Genomic DNA, 18,692 nt, shown 5'->3' with positions numbered 1-18,692 from the left:
ATTAAACATAAAAAAAAGTCGCTACAAGAGCGACTTTATATTCATTTTTAATTGATTTTTTTATCCAACTAAATTATGTTTTACTAGATATTCAGCAATTTGAACTGCATTTGTAGCTGCACCTTTGCGTAAATTATCTGCAACAATCCAACAATTTAATGCATTTGGTTGAGATAAATCACGACGTATACGTCCTACAAAAACATCGTCTTTTCCTTCTGAATAGAAAGCCATTGGATAAGTATTTGTGTCTGGATTATCTTGTACTGTTACACCTTCCTGTTCTGCTAATAATTTGCGAACTTCGGCTAAATCAAAATCATTCTCAAATTCAATATTCACCGACTCCGAATGTCCTCCTTGCACAGGAACACGAACCGCAGTAGCAGTGATATTCATTTCGTCCACACGCATAATTTTACGAGGCTCACGCGTTAATTTCAATTCTTCTTTTGTATAACCTGTTTCTTCATCAAAAACATCACAATGAGGCAATGCATTTTTGAAGATTTGATATGGATAAACTTTCGCAACATCACGTCCTTCAATTTCTCCATTCAATTGTTCAACTGCATCTTTACCAGTTCCTGTAACCGATTGATACGTAGAAACAACAACACGTTTAATTCCATATTTTTTATGCAAAGGATTTAACACCATTACCAACTGAATTGTAGAACAGTTAGGATTTGCGATGATTTTATCATTTGTTGTTAAAATATCTGCATTGATTTCTGGTACAATCAACGGACGATCTGGATCCATTCTCCAAGCCGATGAATTGTCAATTACAGTTGTTCCGACTTCTGCAAACTTAGGCGCCCACTGTTTGGAAGTTTCTCCACCTGCTGAAAAGATTGCGATATCAGCTCGCATTTCTACAGCATCCTGCATTGATACAATTTTGTATTCTTTTCCTTTGTATTCAATAGTTTTTCCTATTGATCTTTCTGATGCTACTGGTATAATTTCAGTGATTGGAAAATTTCTTTCTTCCAAAACTTGGAGCATAACTCTGCCGACCATTCCGGTAGCGCCTACGACTGCTATTCTCATTTGTTTATTAAATAATATATTAAAAAATTTCGAATTGCTAATTTACAGATTATTTTGATACATTTTTCTCTATTTCATAGGTTTAGCAATCAATTTGATATGATATATTTTATGTTATGATGTTAATTCAGGTTTTTAAACTTTTCCTCGAATTAAAATTTATAAAACTCTTTTTTATAAGAATTTTGAACACAAAAAAAGTGGAACAAATTGCTCCACTTTTTAAAATATTTTTGAAATAACCTTCAAATTTAGTCTTAAGCAAACTCGTTGTAAGCTGCTTTTAAGTTTTCTGCAATAGCTGCTGCAGAGTGCCCTTCGATGTGGTGACGCTCTAACATATGTACTAATTCACCATCTTTGAATAAAGCAACTGCTGGAGAACTTGGAGGAAATGGAGCAAAAAATTCACGTGCTTTTGCTACAGCATCTTTATCAAATCCTGCGAAAACTGTTGTTAAGTGTGTAGGAACTTTATCATTATCTAATGACATTACAACTCCTGGTCTTGCAGCACCTGCAGCACAACCACAAACACTATTTACCATTACCAAAGTTGTTCCTTCTTGTTTTATTGCTGCTTCTACTTGTTCTGGAGTAGTTAAATCTTCAAAACCATTAGAAGTCAACTGAGCCTTCATTGGCATTACTATTTCTGCTGGATACATATTGTTCTTTTTTTGTTTTAAATAAAAATAAATTATTTTCAAAGTTACATAATTCTAAAACTTTTTAGAATACTTACTTTTGCAGCAACAAATTTACATAGAATTTTGCAATATGAAATTGACTTTTGGTAAGAATGAGAAACTTAAAAGCAGAAAAGCATTCGATGAATTGTTTTCTGATGGAAAAACATTTGTTTCTCATCCGATTAGATTTGTCTACAAAATCAAGCCGAAAGCGGATTACAATATAAGGGTAGGAGTAAGTGTTGGAAAGAAAAAATTTAAATACGCAGTTGACCGAAATTTATTGAAACGCCGTGCTAAAGAAGCTTACAGATTAAATAAATTGTTACTTGAACCTAATGAAAACTATTCGGTTGATTTAGTGATGATTTATACTTCTACAAAACATCAACCTTTTGAAGTAATCGAACAATCTGTCAAAACTTTATTAGAAAAATTAAACGAAGCGATACAAACAAAAAAAGATTAATCCTAGGATTAATCTTTTTCATTTATTATAAGTTGTAAAACTGTTTATTTCTTAAGATTTGTTTGCAATCTGAAAAAACTAAAGTATACAGATACTAAAATTAATCCACAAACCGATGCTCCAATTCCTAAAACGCTACGAAAGTTTTCCTCAGCCATAAAACCAGCTTTATAATCCATCTCATATAGGTTGTAACCTAAACCTATCAACAAAACGATTGTCGCGATATAAATATATGTTTTCATTAGATAATGAATTTTTAAATTTTAATTTCATTCATAAACAATGCACCGATATTTGACGTAAATAATTTGATTGCGATTGACAATAAAATTACTCCAAATACTTTTTTAAGCACCGATAAAACGCCAGGTCCCATCCATTTTTCGAGTTTTCCTGCGAATTTCAGCACCAAATATACGATTAACATATTTAATATAATCGCAATCACAATGTTAATATCTGCAAACTGCGAACGAAGCGAAAGTACAGTTGTCAACGAACCTGCACCCGCAACTAACGGAAACGCAATAGGAACGATGGATGCAGAGTTGGATTCGACTCCTTTCTGGATTTCAATTCCCAAAATCATTTCGATAGCGATGATAAAAATCACAAAAGCTCCAGCAACGGCAAACGACTGAACATCAACACCAACTAATTTCAAAATTTTTGTTCCGAAAAATAAAAACGAAATCATCAAGATTCCTGCTGCGATAGACGCTTTTTCAGACTGAATATGCCCAACTTTGCTTCGAATTCCTACAATAATTGGAATACTTCCTAAGATATCGATAACTGCAAAAAGTACGGCGAAAGTTGTTCCGATTTGATTGAAAGAGAATTTCTGAAAAAATGATATTATATTTTCCATTCGTATTTAGTGATAATTAATTGGTTGATGCAAAAATAAAAGTTTTTATGAACAAATTTTCATAAAAAAGCAAGAAATCAATCTTAATCCAACCAATTCTTAAAATCTGTCACTTTTTCGCGACTCACAATCATATCTTGTTCGTTGTAAGTATTTAAAATTATTTTTAATCTAGAATTAGAATACATTGTAATTTCTTTAATCGAATCGATTTGAATAATTTGACTACGATTAATTCTAAAAAACTTTTTCGGGTCGATTTGTTCTTCCACTTTATCCAACGAAAAATCTACCAAATAATTTCGGTTTTCTTTTGTATGAATATACGTTGCTTTGTTTTCACTAAAAAAACATTCAATATTATCGATTTCTATAATTTTGATTGATGTTCCTATTTTAATCGAAAAACGTTCTTTAAATTTTTCGGTTTGATTATTTGAAAAAAAATTTTTCAATTCATTTAGATTAAAACTTGAAGATGCTTGCTGAAATTGTTTTTCAAATTTTTCAATTGCAAACTTCAATTCCTCTTCATCAACAGGTTTCAACAAATAGTCAACCGAATTTAATTTAAACGCTTTCAATACATATTCGTCATAAGCCGTCGTAAAAATAATCGCAGACGAAACATTAACTTGATTAAAAATCTCAAACGACAAACCGTCTGATAACTGAATATCCAGAAAAATTAAATCTGGATTTGGATTCGTTTTCAACCACGCTACACTTTCTTCTACAGAATGCAACATTTCATGTATTTGATAACCCAATTTTTCTACACGTCGCTTTAATAAACGCGCAGCAGGCTTTTCATCTTCTATAATTAATATTTTCATCTTTTTTTAAGTTAGTTCACGAGTCGGTTTTCTCATAAAAATTTTATTCCAAACAAATAATAAAGCAAGTATAATGACAAAAATGATCAATGTTGCGAGATTTGTTTTTGCCATTAAAGCATGAATTGTTGCTGGAACAATAATCGATTTTGTTCGAATCGTTGAAAAGGTTAATACAAAAGAAAAAACAATGCACAATAACATGAAAATTCCAAAACCTCCAAATTGATCGAAATCTTTAAAAATTAGTAAATGCCAAACAGCCCAAAATACTCCTGTTACAATGCTTTTTATTATCCAAAATATATTTCCTAAAACATCGTTCAAATAACCTCGTCAAGTATATTCTTCCATTATATCATAAAGCAACGTAACAGAAATAAAAATCGCTGCCCACAAATGTTTATTAATTCCGTAATCGTTATTTATCCCATAAATTGAATAACCAACGAGTAATATAAATGGAAAAATCAATGTTTTGAAACCTTCTTTTCCTAGAAGAGAGACTTCTTTTTTAACTTTAGAGAATTTATAGAAAAGTAAACTAATTAGAAAAATAATCAACCCATGATTCATATTCCAAGGCAGTTGAAAATCGACTAAACCTCCAAAAATCAATTGTAAAAAATTAGGACATTTACGAATCAGAAAAGTTCCGATTAATATCAATCCATAAAAAATAATTATTCTAACCCAATTTGTTTGCTTTATTTGATTTATAAAATTCATTTATTGCCACTTTTTATTTTGCTCTTTTTCCAAGATTTCTTTGGCTTTATTCTCTTCCCAACCAGAACCATACGCAAAAACTTTTACAGCATTTAGTGCAACGCCCAATCCCCAACCTAAAACTGGCCAATAAAACCACCAATGTCCATTATTTGTAACTAAATTCAGAATAAAAAAGAATAAACTCATTACAACATAAGTTCCTAAATGCGCATAAAACTTTTTCAATTCTTTTGCACGCTCTATTGCACGTAAATAAGCTTGTTGTTCGTCAAAATTTTGTGTATTCATAGTTGTATTTTTTTGTGTTAATATGGGAAGTTCTACACGAAATAGTTGTTCATTTTTTTCGATGTTCACTTCTCGGTTAGAAATTAATTGATAACGATTAATAATATTTTTCAGCCCAATTCCTGTCGAATCTTTAATGGTTTCTTTTGGTTGGAAAGAATTTTCAATTATCAAATAATTATCTTTTTTATAAATTTTAATTTTCAAAGGTTTTTGATCAGATACAATATTGTGTTTGATTGTATTTTCTAATAAAATCTGCAAAGAAAGTGGCACAATAAATTCGGTTTCAGAGAAAGTTATTTGTTCAATTTCGAAATCGATGCTATTTTCAAATCTTAATTTTAGAAGGTTGACATAGGTTTTTGCAAAATTTATTTCTTCTTGAATCGACACAACTTCTTTGTCTTTTTGTTCTAAAACATATCGATAAATCTTAGAAAGCGATGTTGTAAAATCTATCGCATTATCTGGATTTTCTTCAATCAAACCAGTTAAAACATTCAAACTATTGAATAAAAAATGTGGGTCTAATTGACTTTTTAAGGTTTCGAATTGTGCAGTTGCTGTTTCTGCTTTTGTTGATTCGATAACAATTTTACGTTCTAATTTATTTTTCTTTCGATCGATAATAAAGAATAAAAACAAAAAGAAAACCGTGATAACTGCAACTAAAAGATAATTGATCGATTGATCGTAAAAAATATATTTCTGCAAAAGGAGATTCGCAAACTCCACGAATACATAATACAATACCAACGTATAAATAATAGAACGTAAAAAATACTTTCTTAAAACTTTTTCTGGTTTAGGCGAATCTGGTACATCTATTCTATATTCATTAAAAATGCTTGTATTCACAAAAGATGCTGCAACACTGAACGAAAAATATCCGATAAAATATTTGATAGCTTCTGGATGAAAAAATTGATTGAATGATACATTTGGAGATGTAAAAAATATCACGCTATAAATCAAAACATTGATTACAAATAGAATCAAAATATTACGAACAATTAACTTTTTGTCAGAAACAATAATTCCTTCTAAGAATTTTAAAAAGACCAACCCTAAAGCAACAAATTTTAGAAAGTTTCCTGTTAACAAGCCTACTTCTACACCTAAATCAAAATTTGAATTATTTTGAAAATTAATTGTACTAAAATCAAATACATATACTAAAATTGCAAATGAAAATACAAATGAAAATAATCTCAAATATCCTTTATAATACTTATCCATATCAAGCAATCAAATTAATTAACCAAAAAATAATTTCGTGAATAAATTGTGCAACTAAAGCTATCATTATAGTACGTTTTTACATTCGTTATTCAACAAGGCTTCGGCACGATTTTTTCCCCATATCGGTTCATTATTTTTTGGCTTTTCAGCATTAAATAAAGCTAAAGATTTTTTTACATTTTTACAATCTTGTGTAATATCCATTCCGCTATATTTTGCAGCATTGATATTAAACTCAGCCAAACCTAAAACAGAACGCGGATTACTAGGATTTAACATCAACGATTTTTGATAGATTTGTACTACTTCTGGATAATAAATTGCACCATTTTGCATTGGATTCTGCACAATTTCTGCTGTTAAATACAACGCTTTCAAATTGAGAATTTCTATATTTAATGGATTATTTTTAACTAGATCATCGATTTGAGTTTTTACATTCGAAAGAATTTCTTCGTTTTTATCCACATCTTTTGATTCGAAAGTTTTCAAAACTTCAGAAAAAGTCAAATAATATTTAGGTAACCATTCATTTGGATAATCATTTATTAATTGCTTAAAATTAGCTTCAGAAGAATGATTTCCTTTGTTCCATTCCGTTAAAGTTTTATTCATATCTGATTCAAAATTCTTTTGTGCAAAAGTTGATACAGCGAATAAAATTGCGATTGTTAAGAAAATTGTTTTCATCATTTGTTTTTTTTTAATTTGTTGAGTCAAAGTTCTTACAAACACTTTTCGTTTGAAATTATATGTTACCGAATTGTCAATTTTCGAGGACGAATTGTAAAATGGTTTCATTTTTGGATTAACATAATCAAAACTAAATCAATCGAATATGAAAAAACTCTTTTTAGCTACTTTACTTGTAACGGCTTTTGCAAGTAATACGAAAGCGCAAGTGACAGGGCGTTACAGCCAAGTTGCGTTGACTGCGCCAGACGAATTGCGCGATAGTGAAAATGATGTGCAAATAACAAAAGACAAACAATCTTCGAAGAAAATTTGGATCGATCATTTGATTCCAAACAAGCGTATTTATGCGATTTCTTATTTAGCAAGTGACGAAAAAGTAATCTATACAATTCCGAAACAATTGGTCGGGAATTATCAAATCAATACAGGTTGTGTTATATATGATAACGAAGAAAATCAATTGACAATTTCGGCGAATAATCCTGTTGATTGCATTGGAATTAGTCAAAAAGATTATGAAAATATTTCGGTTGGAAAAGATGGTGTTTCTGTAGGGAAAACTAAAGTTGGATCGAACGGAAAAATCTCAACAAACGGAGTAGAAATCAAAGGAAGTGAAGTGAAAGTTGATGCAAAAAAGTTGCTTTCTGGCATACAATATGTTGGACGTAAAGCTTAAAAATATTCAAAATAAAAGGGACAACTCAAAAACTGAGATTGTCCCTTTTACTATCTAAAAAACTTGAAATTTATTTTCGTAATAATTCTTCGGAAATATTTTGCGTTGCTTCGAAAACTTCTTCTAAATTTTGATGCAAACCACCAAAGGCATATTTCGCTTGTCGCGCATTATTCAACAACAATTTCCATTGTTCTACGGCTAATTCGCTTACACCATTTTCAATCAATTTATTTGCAATCATCTCGTCAGAAAAATGAGCTAAATCTGTATTTGTTTTTAATAGCGCTGCATTACACAAAATATTTTCTTGTAATTGATAAAAATCTTTTTGGTCTTCAGCGTTTATTTTTTTCTTCAACTCATCTAATTCAGCAGAAATTTGACTAGAATTTATCGTTGGTTTTTCAACCAAAGTAAACTTTTGGGTTTCTGTTTTTGGTTGATATGATTCAAAATTATTTTGCTCGTTAAGAGGTTTTATTTTTGGTTCAATTGTTTGTTTTTGTGTCGAATTATTTTTCTTTCTCATCAAAAATAAACTTCCGGCACTCAATGCAATTACACCACCAGTTAACCACAACCAACCGCTTTTTCCTTCTTTTACATCATTCGTCATTTCTTCTATTTTATCAGAAATTGTCGAATCTGGTGAATTAGATGCCATAGCAGTTGCAGAAGAAGTTTTAGAACCTGAAACAGACAAATTAATCGAATCTGATTTCAAGGTTACATATTTCTCTTTAACAGGATCGAAATAACTAAATTCTACAGGCGAAATCGTATATTCTCCTCCAAAATTTGGTACAAGAACTGTTTGCTCAGCAACTTTTCCTTTCATTCCTGTATCATATGTTTTATATGCATCACGTTTTTTCGGCGCAAATTTTTCTAAATTTTTTGGCGTTGTAATTTCAGGTAAATTAATGGTATTAAAGTTTCCTGTTCCAATAATTTCGACATCAAAATTTACACTTTCATTGGTAGCAACTTCTTTTTTATCAACCGAAGCATTCATTTTAAATTGACCAACTGCGCCGCTAAAGTTCTTTGGTTTTCCTTCTTCTGGAAGCGCTTTTGCATTAATCACAACTGGATTACTACGCACTTCTACAGGCTCAGCTCCATACGTTGTTGGCAAAACGACATCTACCGAAAACGGATCAATTTCTATCTTTCCTGGTTTTTGAGGAAAAACATAATAACGTGCAATTTCTTCAGAGAAATATTGTTTTCCTCCTACAATTTCTTGCTTGATATTTTCGGGAGAACTTTTAACTATTTTTGGGCTTAATCCATCTAAATTTCCTTGACGAAAGTTTTGTTTACGATTAAGATAAGATAAATCTTTTACGTATAATTTTACTGATAAACCAACTTGTTCATTCACATAAGGATTCGTTTTCGAAACTTTACTTTGCAGAAAGACTGGTTGAGAAGTATTACTTCTAAAATTATTGTGCGTCAATCCCGTTCCTTTCACTACAACATCGACAGGTTTCGATGTATAGGTTTTTCCATTAATTACAATCTTAGCAGCTCCAATGCGGTATTTACCCTCTTTTTCAGCAACAAAAGCAAGGATAATTCCTTCTTCTATCACTCCTTTTCCATTCACATAAGAAACATTTTGCGAGCGTTGTTCACCTACAATTTGTAATCCATTATGTGGAGGATATTTCATTGGTTGATCAATCGAATAACTATCTGTATTAGATTCGATAAAAAAGCCCACGCTAAATGCTTCTCCTAAACTGACCTGCGTTTTGTCTGCATCAGATTTAAAAGAAATTTGTTGTGCTAACGCTGTGATAGACGTTAAGGCAAACACTAAAAAGCTATTTAAAACGCTTGTCGTTGTCATTACCAATCCTTAGATGTTGTTGTTCGTTGTTTTTCTGCTTTTTGTTGAATAATTTTTCGTTGGGTTTTGGCTTCCTGATTTTGCAATGCTTTTAGCAAACCGTCTCCCAAATTATTCTTTGCATTATCTTGTTCTTTACCGTCTCCATTATTTCCTTGTTTGATTTCTGGAGATTGATTATTTCCTTGTCCTTTATTATTTCCATTTTCACCACCAGCTTTCGGATTTCCTCCTTGATTTTGCTGTTTTTGCTGATCAGATTGTTGTTGTTGAGATTGATTCTGATTCTGCTTTTGGTTATTTTGGTTTTGCTGATTCTGTTTGTTTTGCTGCTGTTGTTGTTTTTGCTGATTATTTTGATCTTGTTTGTTCTGATCTTTATTATCCTTATTATTCTGATCCTTTTGCTTCTCACGTTCTTTTTCTAACATCTTCTTTGCTAATGCATAATTGTAACGTGTAGCATCATCTTTTGGATCATTTCGTAAGGCTTGTTTGTAATTATCAACAGCATTTTGATAATCTTTTTCCTGCATAAAAGCATTTCCCAAATTGTGATAAGCCAAATGTTTATCATTATTCGTTTTAGATACTTCAGCAGAACGTTTGTAATGCGCTATACTTTCTTTGTAGCGTTTTTGTTGAAATAAGGCATTTCCTAAATTGTAATTTGCTTTGACAGAAGTTGGATCTTCCATGGCAGCTTTCTTGTAGGCAACTTCTGCATTATCAAATTTTCCTTTTTGATAATACTCATTACCTTCAATAATGTAGCTTTTCGCTTTCGATTGGCTATAACCAAAAACGGATAAAAGCATTATTCCTAAAAATCCTATTTGTTTTAAAAAGTACATCATTTTACCATACAAACTTACTATTTCTTTTTGTTAAAAATCTTATATTCAGATGTTAATAATTCCACAAAAAGTAAACAAACCGCAACCGCTAAAAACCACTGATAAACGTGATTCATATCTCTTGTTGTAGAGTTAGCAATTTCGTTTTTATCTAATCGGGCTTTATACATTGATAATGCGGATAATGCATCTTGTGTATTATCCAAATGAATGTAAGTTCCGTTTGTATCTTGTGCCAATTCGCGAAGATTTTTATCTTCTAATTTTGTAATAACTGTAGAACCTGTTTCGTCCTTTTTATAGTCTTCTGCGTAGCCATTGTAGTACATCGGAATTGGAGCTCCTTTGTCTGTTCCAACACCAACTGATACAATATGAATTCCGTTATCTTTTGCTATTTTAGAAGCTTGATTAACTGTATTTTCGTTGTCTTCTCCATCTGAAATTAATACAATTAATTTACTTGTATTCGCCGAACCTTTGAATGTTTTTGCAGCTTCCTGAATCGCATTTAAGTAATTTGTTCCTTGGCTCGAAATTAACTCAGTATTAACATTTTGCAAATAACTTTCGATCGCTGCATAATCATTTGTCAATGGAGAAATTGTGTAAGCATTCGCTGCAAACGCAACCAAAGAAGCTCGATCTCCACCTAATTGATGTAATGTTTCTGTGATTAATTTTGTTGCTTTTTCTAATCGAGAAGGAGCGACATCTTGTGCATTCATAGAACTTGATAAATCTAACAAGAAAACCATATCAATTCCTTCGCGCTTTACTTGTACATCTCGTTCACCATAAAGTGGGTCCATCAATGCAATTACCATTAAAAATAAAGCCACACAAAATGCAATGATTTTGAAACCATAACGCTTTGAAGATGTGATTGGAAAAACAAATGGAAACAGTTCTTTATCTGCAAATGTTTTCTTTACACGTTCGCGCCATTGAAATACTGTTATCGATAGAAAAATAACGACAAACAATAAAATCATCAACCAAATATTATGTAATTCTCCCCACTGCATTAGATTAATTCTTTAAAAACGGTTCTTCGTAAAATGGCTTCTAATACCAAAAGGATGAATGCAGGTAATAAGAATCGTGCAAACAATTCGGTATAATTATAATATTTGACTTCGTTAATTTCTGTTTTTTCAAGTTTATCAATTTCGTTATAAATATTTTTCAAACTTTCATTATTCGTTGCTCGGAAATATAAACCTCCCGTTTTATCAGCAATTTGTTCTAACAATTTTTCATCAATTTGTACAGGACGCATATCAAAAACATAATCACCTAACATATCGTAACCATAAGGCATAGGTGCCATTCCGTTTGTCCCAATACCGATTGTATATACTTTAATTCCCTTTTCAGCTGCAATATCAGCAGCTTGTCTTGGCGAAACATACATTAAATCTCCAGAAGGATTTACACTTTCAACACCATCTGTAATCAAAATAACTACTTTAGATTTTGCCTTACTATTTTTGAGATGATTAACAGCTGTTGCTAAACCAACTCCAATTGCTGTTCCATCAGCTAAACTACCTGAATGTAACATTTCGATTTCTTGCGTCAAAACATCACGATCTGTTGTTAATGGAACACGTGTCAAAGCTTCTCCAGAATATTCGACCAAACCAACTCTGTCCGTTTTTCTTCCAATTGAAAAGTCTTTTGCAACTTCTTTTAACGCTGTTAAACGATCTGGTTTCAAATCGCGTGCTAACATACTCAACGAAGTATCTACAGTCAATAAAATATCAACTCCTTCGTCCGATTTTACTTTTGTTGTAACATCTACATAACGTGGACGAGCCAAGGCAACAATGCACAAAGCCATTGCGATAATTCGCATCAAAAATAAAAGTGGTTTGTACGTCGCTAACGAACTTTTTGCACCTCCAAATGCTTTGAGCGAAGGTAATTTTAAGGATGCTTTTTTCTGGCTCGTTTTGCGAATTTCTCTGAAAATAAAGAAAGGCAAAGCAAGCAATAAGAGTAAGATCCAAGGATTTTGAAACTCAAAATTTAGCATTCCTAATTGTTATTAAACTGTTTATATTTTTCTCCCGTCACTTGATCTTTTTTCAAATCTTCGTTCTCCGGAATTTCTAATGGTTTTACACGATCTACAAATTCATCTACCCAATTTCGATGCGAAATATTTGTTGGTTCATCAAATTCTTGTTTGGCGAATTTTACCAAATCAGCATCGAACAAAAATTGTTTAAATTTCTGTACATCTTCTGGTAAAACATCTGGTTTTGTCGCAACATATTTTACTAAATCATCCGACAAAATTTCTAATGCAGAAAAGTTATAAATACGTCCTAAATATCGTCTTACAATAAATGATAATTGCGTGTAATATTCTTTTTGTTCGCCTCGTTTCAAATATTTCTTGGCATCCAACGCTTTCAGACTTGCTTTCGCTTCGTCATAAGGCGTTTTGTACGAATCTTTGCCAGATAATTTCGATTTTGCGCGAACATATAATACAACCAAAACAATTCCGATGATAAATAAAATCAACGCAATAATGCCGTACAACCAATATTTATTCCAATAATCTCCAATAGAATATTCTTCTTCCATCACAGGTTTTATCTGGAAAATTGCATTTTTCGTTGTATCAATTGCAATATCTTGAATATCAATTTCGAGTTGTTTTGTTGTTAAATCTTTTCCATTTTTCTGAATGATAAATGATGGAATATTAAATTTCCCTGCATCATATCCAGTCAATTCTAAATGTTGAACAATTTCAGATTTTCCATCCGTTTTTACCGTGTCAATTTTTTGACCTAAAACTTCGATGTGATGATTAATTGAATCTGAAATCGTAGGAAATACAACTTTATCTCCTTCTTTGTAATCAATTTTTACTTCATATTGGATTGGCTCGCCAATTTTGATTGTCGTGCGATCTAATTTTGGCGTAATTTCTTGCGCAAACGAAAATTGAAGGATAAAAAAACTTACTAAAAGCAATAAATTCTTCATTAGGCTTTATGACTTTTAAAGTAGTTTAACAATGGGCGAACATAATCTTCGTCGGTACGAATACTGATTGCGCCTGAATGATTTTTCTTGAAAATAGATTGATAACGTTGATCTAAATCACGATAATATTGCGCATATTGTTGACGCAATTTCTTCGATGAAGTATCTATCAAGCGGATTTCGCCTGTTTCGTTATCTTGCACATGAACCAAACCTACATCTGGAAAAGATTGTTCTTTTTCATCATAAACTCTAATTCCAGTCACATCATGTTTTTTTGCTACGATTCGCAACGCTTTTTCATAATCAGACGAATCAATAAAATCTGAAAGAATAAAAACATTTGATTTTCGGCGAACCAAATTCATAAATGTTTCCAAAGTCTCTGCTAAATCAGTTTTCTTACTTTTTGGCTCATACGAAACAATTTCTCTCACCAAACGCAACACATGTTGTTTTCCTTTTTTGGGTGGAATAAATTTCTCCACTTGATCCGAATATAATATCAAACCAACTTTATCATTATAAGTAATTGCCGAAAAAGCCAATGTAGCGCTCAATTCAGCAATTGTTTCCATTTTAATTTGTTTTCGTGTTCCAAAGTTTTCAGAATTCGAAACATCAACCAATAAAAACATGGTTAATTCTCGTTCTTCTTCAAAAACTTTTACATAAGGTTCGCTGTATCGAGCCGTTTTATTCCAGTCTATATTACGAACGTCATCACCGTATTGATAAGGACGAATTTCACTAAAAATCATACCTCTTCCTTTGAATGAACTGTGATATTCACCCATAAAAAGGTTACTCGCTTTACGCTTGCTTTTTAGCTCAATACGTTTTACACGTTTGATGATTTCTTTTGCATCCAAAGTTTAAATGATTTTGAATAATGGTTTAAGGAACTGGAACAACATTAAGAATATTGTCGATAATTTCTTCTGGCGTAACATTTTCTGCTTCTGCTTCGTAGCTAATTCCGATACGATGACGCAACACATCTTTTGCCATTGCACGCACATCATCTGGAATAACATAAGCGCGTTTACGTAAAAATGCATACACTTTAGAAGCTTGTGCCAAATTGATTGATCCACGAGGTGAAGAACCAAACGAAATCATTGGAACCAATTTTTCTAATCCAACTTTTTCTGGAAAACGAGTTGCGAAAATAATATCCAAAATATATTTTTCAATTTTTTCGTCCATATAAACTTGTTTCACCATTTCGCGCGCATCCAACAATTCTTGAATAGAAATTACTTTCTCAATTTTTGGAAAAGATTGATTAATCGAATTTCTTAAAATCAAACGTTCTGCTTCAAATTCCGGATAAGTAATTACAGTTTTCAACATAAAACGGTCAACTTGCGCTTCTGGCAAAGGATAAGTTCCTTCTTGTTCCACTGGATTTTGAGTTGCCAAAACCAAGAAAGGTTTTTGTAACGGATACGTTTCATCACCAATTGTTACTTGACGCTCTTGCATTGCTTCTAACAAGGCAGATTGTACTTTTGCAGGCGAACGGTTAATCTCATCAGCTAAAACAAAATTGGCGAATATTGGTCCTTTTTTGATTCTAAAATCGTTTTCTTTTACATTGTAAATAAGTGTTCCCACAACATCGGCAGGTAACAAATCTGGTGTAAATTGTATACGAGAAAAAGATCCATCAACAGCATCAGATAATGTTTTAATCGCCAATGTTTTTGCTAATCCAGGAACACCTTCTAATAAAACGTGTCCATTTCCAAGTAATCCGATTAATAGACTTTCAATCATTTTTTCTTGTCCAATAATCGCTTTATTTATTTCCGATGTCAACCTTGCAATGCTTTCGCTTTTTGCTTCTATTTGTTGGTTTAGTTGTTGTATATCCAAAATTTCGTTGAAATTAATGTTTATATTATTGATTCAAATTTCCTCTAAAATTAACAAATACAATTGATTTAGAAATTAAAACTTTCATACAATATTGTTAAACTTTGTTAAGACAAAAGTAGTGTACCAAACGTTTTGATTATTATTTTCAGTAAAATTTTTCCAAGACTTACAAACTATTTATAAACAATAAACGTTTCCAAATAATATTTCTTTAAATGATTATACAATAACTATTTAAAGAATATTTATATTTTTACTGAAAAACAATACTGTATGAAGAATTATTTACTGATGATTTGCTTTATAACAAGCATTTTAACTTTTGCTCAAAAGATTCAGGTTGTATCTGGAAACACTGATTTTTTAAAAGATCAAAAAGAAATTAATGTTCAACTATTATTTGATGATGTTAAATTTTATGATGAAAATAAAACTGAAACTGAATATTTAGAGAAACGTGAAAAAGATGTTTTAAATAATCCGAAAAGAGGAGAAAATTATTGGAAACAATGGCTTGCAGATTGGAATGAAAATAGAAATGTTACTTTTTTGGATAAATTTATAAAAGGAACTACTAAATCTAAAAAATTAAATTTTGTAAAAAATCCAGCTGCAAAATATACTTTGATTATCAATTCTGAATGGATTTATCCTGGTTATCATGCTGGTATAGCTATTGAACCAGCAAAACTAAGCACAACTTTAAATTTTGTTGAAACTGCAAATCCTTCTAACATTTTACTTTCTATAAAATCGGATAAAGTAAAAGGAACTTCGGGTAAAAATGATTTTGTTATGGAATACGGTCGAATTGCTTCTGCTTACGAATCAACTGGAAAATTATTAGGAAAAGAATTGAAATAATTTTTCAAAAAAATACATCAAAATCCATTCGATAAAGAATGGATTTTTTTATTCAATAAATTTGACAACTTTGTTAAAAAATTTAATAAATCCTTGATTTCACCGATACTTAACACTCGTTTACCTCAATATTTTTGACGTCTTTTTTTTGTGTTGCAACTTTGTTTCAAGAAAAATGAAAAGAATATAATTCTAACATTTAGTTGTAAACAAAAACATAGATTATGAAAAAAGCATTTTTATTAGCAAGTATAATGATGGTTATGGCAGTTTCTGCTCAACAAAGACCACAACAAGGTGAACGATCTGGAAATAGAAAAGAGCAAAGAGAACGCCCAACTGTAGATCAACAATTAAAAAAATTTGATCAATATAATTTGAGTTCTACTCAAAAGAAAAAAGTAAAATCGTTGTTAGAAAGTAGAGATTCTGACATGAAAAAAGAATTTGCGAACAGAGACAAAAATTCTACTCAAAAAGGAGAAAGAGGTTCTCGACCAGAAAAAGGTACAAACGATTTTGATATTAAATTAGAGAAAATTTTAGACAAAAATCAGTTCAATCAATACAAACAAGATCGTGAAAAACGTATGAAATCTGATAAATTTAGTATGCACAAAAAACGTGATGCAAAAGGAAATAGACCTTCGTCTAAATGTGCATAAAATCATAAAAAATAGGGTTAACCTATAAATTTTGATGGTTAACCTCTATTAATTTAAATTTTGAAAGAATATTTTAAAATTTGTATGAGTTTTAAAATTATTATTGAATAGCACAATGTGTTATTTTATTTCATAAGTAAGTTTTTTTAAAGTAGTTTTTAAAATTCATTTTCATTCAATTATCAAGTGAAAAGCGAGCTAAATCGGCTCGCTTTTCTTTTTTTATTCTTCTGGCATTGCTTGCCATTTTTTATAAAGATTAATGATGAAATAAAAACTTATTAAATATAAAATTGGATTGATGTAAAGAAAAATTTTTGCAAATTCTTGTAACATCAATAATTCTTTATTTGTTTGTCTAAACTCATAAATATTCATATGTTTATTTGCTTCATATAACATTTCTTCACGCAAATCTGTGTAAAAACTAAGCATCACAATTCCAATAAAAATATTGGTCGCAACAAACCAATTAAGATTAACACCTGTCAAAACTTTATATTTTTTGGAACGTAAGCCAATTAGTGTAATCACTATAAATGCAATGTAAAAAACAAATAAAATAATATAAGGTGTGAATTGTGTATAACCAATACTCGCATCGATAGAAATTCCGAAAACGCTTCCTAAAATTGCCAAAATTCCTGCGCCAATTAATGAAATTAACCAAACTTTGAACGAACTAAATCTGAATGTAATGATAAGAACGGTAATAACTAAAGCGATTAGTAAATAATACTGAATATGTTCTAACCAAGTGGAACTATATTTCGAAAACTCAATATTTTCATACACTTTGTTTAAACTTGATTGGTTGATATAATCATTCAGTTTTTTATCTACAGTTTGATAAGGATCAATATAATTCAATTTATGATCAATGAAATAATATGGATATTGAGGCAAATAATCAATCCAATTTTTATGTTTGAACTGATAACCAATTTCTTGATTTTTTAATAAATCGGTATAATTATTCAATAAATTTTCAATTACTTTTCGATCATTTTTTTGCAACAAAGCAATCCATTGTTCATCATAAAATTGATGATTTAAAGTAGAATCTTTCGGATTGTTAAAAACCAAAAAACTATAATTATACAAACTTGCTAAGTTGTAATAAACATCTGGTTTTCCAGCAGAATTTAATGATACTGCAGCAGAATCGACAACAGCATAAGTTGAATCTACAGCTGCTGTAGTAGGATAGTCCATTTCTTCTTGAAATGAATCTGTAGATGAATTATTCTTTTTTAGAGGTTGATACGTTTGATTAAAATTAATTTTAGAATAACTAAATCGCTCCGGAAAATAATCTCTTAATAAGGTTTCAAATTCAGGATTTCTGAAATACGGATCCAAAAAAGCATCATATGAGTATGTTGGATTTTTTCTTAAATATTCTCTCTTATTTTTTTCATATAATTCTCTTGTTTCTTTTTCCAAAACCAACGAATCAAAAGCTGGAACAGACAAATTTCTCGAATAATTATCGTATCCAAAATTTGGTTGCAACGTAAAACCTTGCGTTCTATTTATAATATCGATATCTTTCAAATACTGTTCTTCGCTCATATAATTTGAAACACGAAATTTAAGACCAGTTTTGAACGAATTTGGCACATAAAACATCAAAAATATAATGAAGAAAACGGCCAAAAATTCTTTGAACAAATAATTTCTCGAAGTTGGATAATTAGATTTGAAACGATTATTTTTAATATAGAAATACAGCCAAATAACGCCAATAATAACACCAATTAATAGATAATAAATAATAATTCCTGAGTTGAAAAACACTTCATAAAGTCCACTTTCTTGCAGTTGAGATTTTTTAGTAATAAATAGAAATCCGTTGATAAATGCAATCAAGTTGAAAACTAAAACCGTCAATAAAATCCAAATAAATTTTAGATTCCAAATCAGCGGATATTTTGTAATTAAAGTTTGATTTATTTTTTTGAACATAGTTGGTTAGT

21 protein-coding genes are annotated in these 18,692 nt (G+C 30.6%); 4 read left to right on the top strand and 17 right to left on the bottom strand.

What is annotated here, in order from left to right:
- Positions 1 to 60: 60 nt before the first annotated feature.
- Both B2217_RS03940 and B2217_RS03935 read right to left on the bottom strand, forming a co-directional pair.
- On the bottom strand, positions 61 to 1,056 hold the full coding sequence (locus tag B2217_RS03940; protein ID WP_038336152.1) for an aspartate-semialdehyde dehydrogenase: 996 nt from the start codon (positions 1,054 to 1,056) through the stop codon (positions 61 to 63).
- Between the two features lie 257 nt (positions 1,057 to 1,313).
- Positions 1,314 to 1,724: a BrxA/BrxB family bacilliredoxin gene (locus B2217_RS03935; RefSeq protein ID WP_038336154.1), complete on the bottom strand. Its 411-nt coding sequence runs from the start codon at positions 1,722 to 1,724 to the stop codon at positions 1,314 to 1,316.
- A gap of 112 nt (positions 1,725 to 1,836) precedes the next feature.
- Here B2217_RS03935 and rnpA point away from each other — a divergent pair, with 112 nt between their 5' ends.
- Positions 1,837 to 2,217, top strand: coding sequence for a ribonuclease P protein component (gene rnpA / locus B2217_RS03930; protein WP_038336156.1), 381 nt, complete (start codon positions 1,837 to 1,839; stop codon positions 2,215 to 2,217).
- A gap of 44 nt (positions 2,218 to 2,261) precedes the next feature.
- Here rnpA and B2217_RS03925 read toward each other — a convergent pair whose 3' ends face one another.
- The 7 genes from B2217_RS03925 to B2217_RS03895 form a co-directional block, all read right to left on the bottom strand.
- Positions 2,262 to 2,462, bottom strand: a complete 201-nt coding sequence (locus tag B2217_RS03925; protein WP_038336158.1) for a hypothetical protein — start codon at positions 2,460 to 2,462, stop codon at positions 2,262 to 2,264.
- Between the two features lie 14 nt (positions 2,463 to 2,476).
- Positions 2,477 to 3,091, bottom strand: a complete 615-nt coding sequence (locus B2217_RS03920) for a MarC family protein (protein WP_114998639.1) — start codon at positions 3,089 to 3,091, stop codon at positions 2,477 to 2,479.
- Between the two features lie 83 nt (positions 3,092 to 3,174).
- Positions 3,175 to 3,927, bottom strand: a complete 753-nt coding sequence (locus B2217_RS03915; protein ID WP_114998638.1) for a LytR/AlgR family response regulator transcription factor — start codon at positions 3,925 to 3,927, stop codon at positions 3,175 to 3,177.
- 6 nt (positions 3,928 to 3,933) lie between these two features.
- Positions 3,934 to 4,254 (bottom strand): type II CAAX prenyl endopeptidase Rce1 family protein, encoded by a 321-nt coding sequence (locus B2217_RS03910; RefSeq protein ID WP_244957984.1) that lies wholly within the window; start codon positions 4,252 to 4,254, stop codon positions 3,934 to 3,936.
- Between the two features lie 9 nt (positions 4,255 to 4,263).
- Positions 4,264 to 4,656, bottom strand: coding sequence for a hypothetical protein (locus tag B2217_RS03905; RefSeq protein WP_244957985.1), 393 nt, complete (start codon positions 4,654 to 4,656; stop codon positions 4,264 to 4,266).
- Complete coding sequence (locus B2217_RS03900) at positions 4,657 to 6,189, bottom strand: histidine kinase (protein ID WP_180905517.1); 1,533 nt, start codon at positions 6,187 to 6,189, stop codon at positions 4,657 to 4,659. It abuts the gene before it with no gap.
- 66 nt (positions 6,190 to 6,255) lie between these two features.
- Positions 6,256 to 6,993 carry a tetratricopeptide repeat protein gene (locus tag B2217_RS03895; RefSeq protein WP_180905518.1) on the bottom strand — a complete coding sequence of 246 codons (738 nt, stop codon included), beginning with the start codon at positions 6,991 to 6,993 and terminating at the stop codon, positions 6,256 to 6,258.
- A gap of 37 nt (positions 6,994 to 7,030) precedes the next feature.
- Here B2217_RS03895 and B2217_RS03890 point away from each other — a divergent pair, with 37 nt between their 5' ends.
- Positions 7,031 to 7,567, top strand: a complete 537-nt coding sequence (locus B2217_RS03890; RefSeq protein WP_180905519.1) for a hypothetical protein — start codon at positions 7,031 to 7,033, stop codon at positions 7,565 to 7,567.
- Between the two features lie 70 nt (positions 7,568 to 7,637).
- Here B2217_RS03890 and B2217_RS03885 read toward each other — a convergent pair whose 3' ends face one another.
- Genes B2217_RS03885 through B2217_RS03855 form a run of 7 tightly spaced genes read right to left on the bottom strand, consistent with a single transcriptional unit; the run spans position 7,638 to position 15,199 of the window.
- The gene (locus tag B2217_RS03885) at positions 7,638 to 9,431 is read right to left on the bottom strand and encodes a BatD family protein (protein WP_180905520.1); all 1,794 of its coding nucleotides are present in this window, start codon (positions 9,429 to 9,431) and stop codon (positions 7,638 to 7,640) included.
- Positions 9,431 to 10,288, bottom strand: coding sequence for a tetratricopeptide repeat protein (locus B2217_RS03880; protein WP_180905521.1), 858 nt, complete (start codon positions 10,286 to 10,288; stop codon positions 9,431 to 9,433). Before B2217_RS03880 ends, B2217_RS03885 begins: the two co-directional genes overlap by 1 nt.
- Positions 10,289 to 10,305: 17 nt before the next feature.
- On the bottom strand, positions 10,306 to 11,316 hold the full coding sequence (locus B2217_RS03875) for a vWA domain-containing protein (protein ID WP_180905522.1): 1,011 nt from the start codon (positions 11,314 to 11,316) through the stop codon (positions 10,306 to 10,308).
- Complete coding sequence (locus B2217_RS03870; RefSeq protein ID WP_114998629.1) at positions 11,316 to 12,332, bottom strand: vWA domain-containing protein; 1,017 nt, start codon at positions 12,330 to 12,332, stop codon at positions 11,316 to 11,318. Before B2217_RS03870 ends, B2217_RS03875 begins: the two co-directional genes overlap by 1 nt.
- A 2-nt stretch (positions 12,333 to 12,334) precedes the next feature.
- Positions 12,335 to 13,300, bottom strand: coding sequence for a BatD family protein (locus B2217_RS03865; RefSeq protein ID WP_219034077.1), 966 nt, complete (start codon positions 13,298 to 13,300; stop codon positions 12,335 to 12,337).
- Positions 13,300 to 14,172, bottom strand: coding sequence for a DUF58 domain-containing protein (locus B2217_RS03860; protein WP_125350567.1), 873 nt, complete (start codon positions 14,170 to 14,172; stop codon positions 13,300 to 13,302). The genes B2217_RS03865 and B2217_RS03860 overlap by 1 nt, the downstream gene beginning before the upstream one ends.
- A gap of 25 nt (positions 14,173 to 14,197) precedes the next feature.
- A complete protein-coding gene (locus B2217_RS03855; RefSeq protein ID WP_038336178.1) occupies positions 14,198 to 15,199 on the bottom strand; it encodes an AAA family ATPase in 1,002 nt (333 codons plus the stop codon).
- Positions 15,200 to 15,457: 258 nt separating this feature from the next.
- On the opposite strand from B2217_RS03855, the gene B2217_RS03850 reads away from it, so the two are divergent.
- Together B2217_RS03850 and B2217_RS03845 are read left to right on the top strand one after the other, a co-directional pair.
- On the top strand, positions 15,458 to 16,048 hold the full coding sequence (locus B2217_RS03850) for a hypothetical protein (protein WP_221855673.1): 591 nt from the start codon (positions 15,458 to 15,460) through the stop codon (positions 16,046 to 16,048).
- A gap of 224 nt (positions 16,049 to 16,272) precedes the next feature.
- Entirely contained in the window at positions 16,273 to 16,713 is a 441-nt protein-coding gene (locus tag B2217_RS03845) for a hypothetical protein (RefSeq protein WP_125350800.1), read from the top strand.
- A 222-nt stretch (positions 16,714 to 16,935) separates the two neighbouring features.
- On the opposite strand, the gene B2217_RS03840 is transcribed toward B2217_RS03845, so the two are convergent.
- On the bottom strand, positions 16,936 to 18,681 hold the full coding sequence (locus B2217_RS03840; protein WP_291069374.1) for a hypothetical protein: 1,746 nt from the start codon (positions 18,679 to 18,681) through the stop codon (positions 16,936 to 16,938).
- Positions 18,682 to 18,692: the final 11 nt, after the last annotated feature.

The organism is Empedobacter sp. UBA7620 (assembly GCF_002484185.1).
Taxonomy (GTDB): Bacteria; Bacteroidota; Bacteroidia; order Flavobacteriales; family Weeksellaceae; genus Empedobacter; species Empedobacter falsenii_C.
The sequence above is the reverse complement of the archived record's forward strand: the minus strand, read 5'-3'. Positions and strand labels throughout refer to the sequence as shown.

Excerpts from the sequence above, each read along its gene's own strand:
- B2217_RS03890 (WP_180905519.1), top strand. The coding sequence starts at position 7,031 with ATGAAAAAACTCTTTTTAGCTACTTTACTTGTAACGGCTTTTGCAAGT.
- B2217_RS03905 (WP_244957985.1), bottom strand. The coding sequence starts at position 4,656 with ATGAATTTTATAAATCAAATAAAGCAAACAAATTGGGTTAGAATAATT.
- B2217_RS03920 (WP_114998639.1), bottom strand. The coding sequence starts at position 3,091 with ATGGAAAATATAATATCATTTTTTCAGAAATTCTCTTTCAATCAAATC.
- B2217_RS03880 (WP_180905521.1), bottom strand. The coding sequence starts at position 10,288 with ATGATGTACTTTTTAAAACAAATAGGATTTTTAGGAATAATGCTTTTA.
- B2217_RS03875 (WP_180905522.1), bottom strand. The coding sequence starts at position 11,316 with ATGCAGTGGGGAGAATTACATAATATTTGGTTGATGATTTTATTGTTT.
- B2217_RS03865 (WP_219034077.1), bottom strand. The coding sequence starts at position 13,300 with ATGAAGAATTTATTGCTTTTAGTAAGTTTTTTTATCCTTCAATTTTCG.
- B2217_RS03885 (WP_180905520.1), bottom strand. The coding sequence starts at position 9,431 with ATGACAACGACAAGCGTTTTAAATAGCTTTTTAGTGTTTGCCTTAACG.
- B2217_RS03895 (WP_180905518.1), bottom strand. The coding sequence starts at position 6,993 with ATGAAACCATTTTACAATTCGTCCTCGAAAATTGACAATTCGGTAACA.
- rnpA (WP_038336156.1), top strand. The coding sequence starts at position 1,837 with ATGAAATTGACTTTTGGTAAGAATGAGAAACTTAAAAGCAGAAAAGCA.
- B2217_RS03940 (WP_038336152.1), bottom strand. The coding sequence starts at position 1,056 with ATGAGAATAGCAGTCGTAGGCGCTACCGGAATGGTCGGCAGAGTTATG.
- B2217_RS03870 (WP_114998629.1), bottom strand. The coding sequence starts at position 12,332 with ATGCTAAATTTTGAGTTTCAAAATCCTTGGATCTTACTCTTATTGCTT.
- B2217_RS03935 (WP_038336154.1), bottom strand. The coding sequence starts at position 1,724 with ATGTATCCAGCAGAAATAGTAATGCCAATGAAGGCTCAGTTGACTTCT.
- B2217_RS03845 (WP_125350800.1), top strand. The coding sequence starts at position 16,273 with ATGAAAAAAGCATTTTTATTAGCAAGTATAATGATGGTTATGGCAGTT.
- B2217_RS03925 (WP_038336158.1), bottom strand. The coding sequence starts at position 2,462 with ATGAAAACATATATTTATATCGCGACAATCGTTTTGTTGATAGGTTTA.
- B2217_RS03850 (WP_221855673.1), top strand. The coding sequence starts at position 15,458 with ATGAAGAATTATTTACTGATGATTTGCTTTATAACAAGCATTTTAACT.
- B2217_RS03840 (WP_291069374.1), bottom strand. The coding sequence starts at position 18,681 with ATGTTCAAAAAAATAAATCAAACTTTAATTACAAAATATCCGCTGATT.
- B2217_RS03900 (WP_180905517.1), bottom strand. The coding sequence starts at position 6,189 with ATGGATAAGTATTATAAAGGATATTTGAGATTATTTTCATTTGTATTT.
- B2217_RS03915 (WP_114998638.1), bottom strand. The coding sequence starts at position 3,927 with ATGAAAATATTAATTATAGAAGATGAAAAGCCTGCTGCGCGTTTATTA.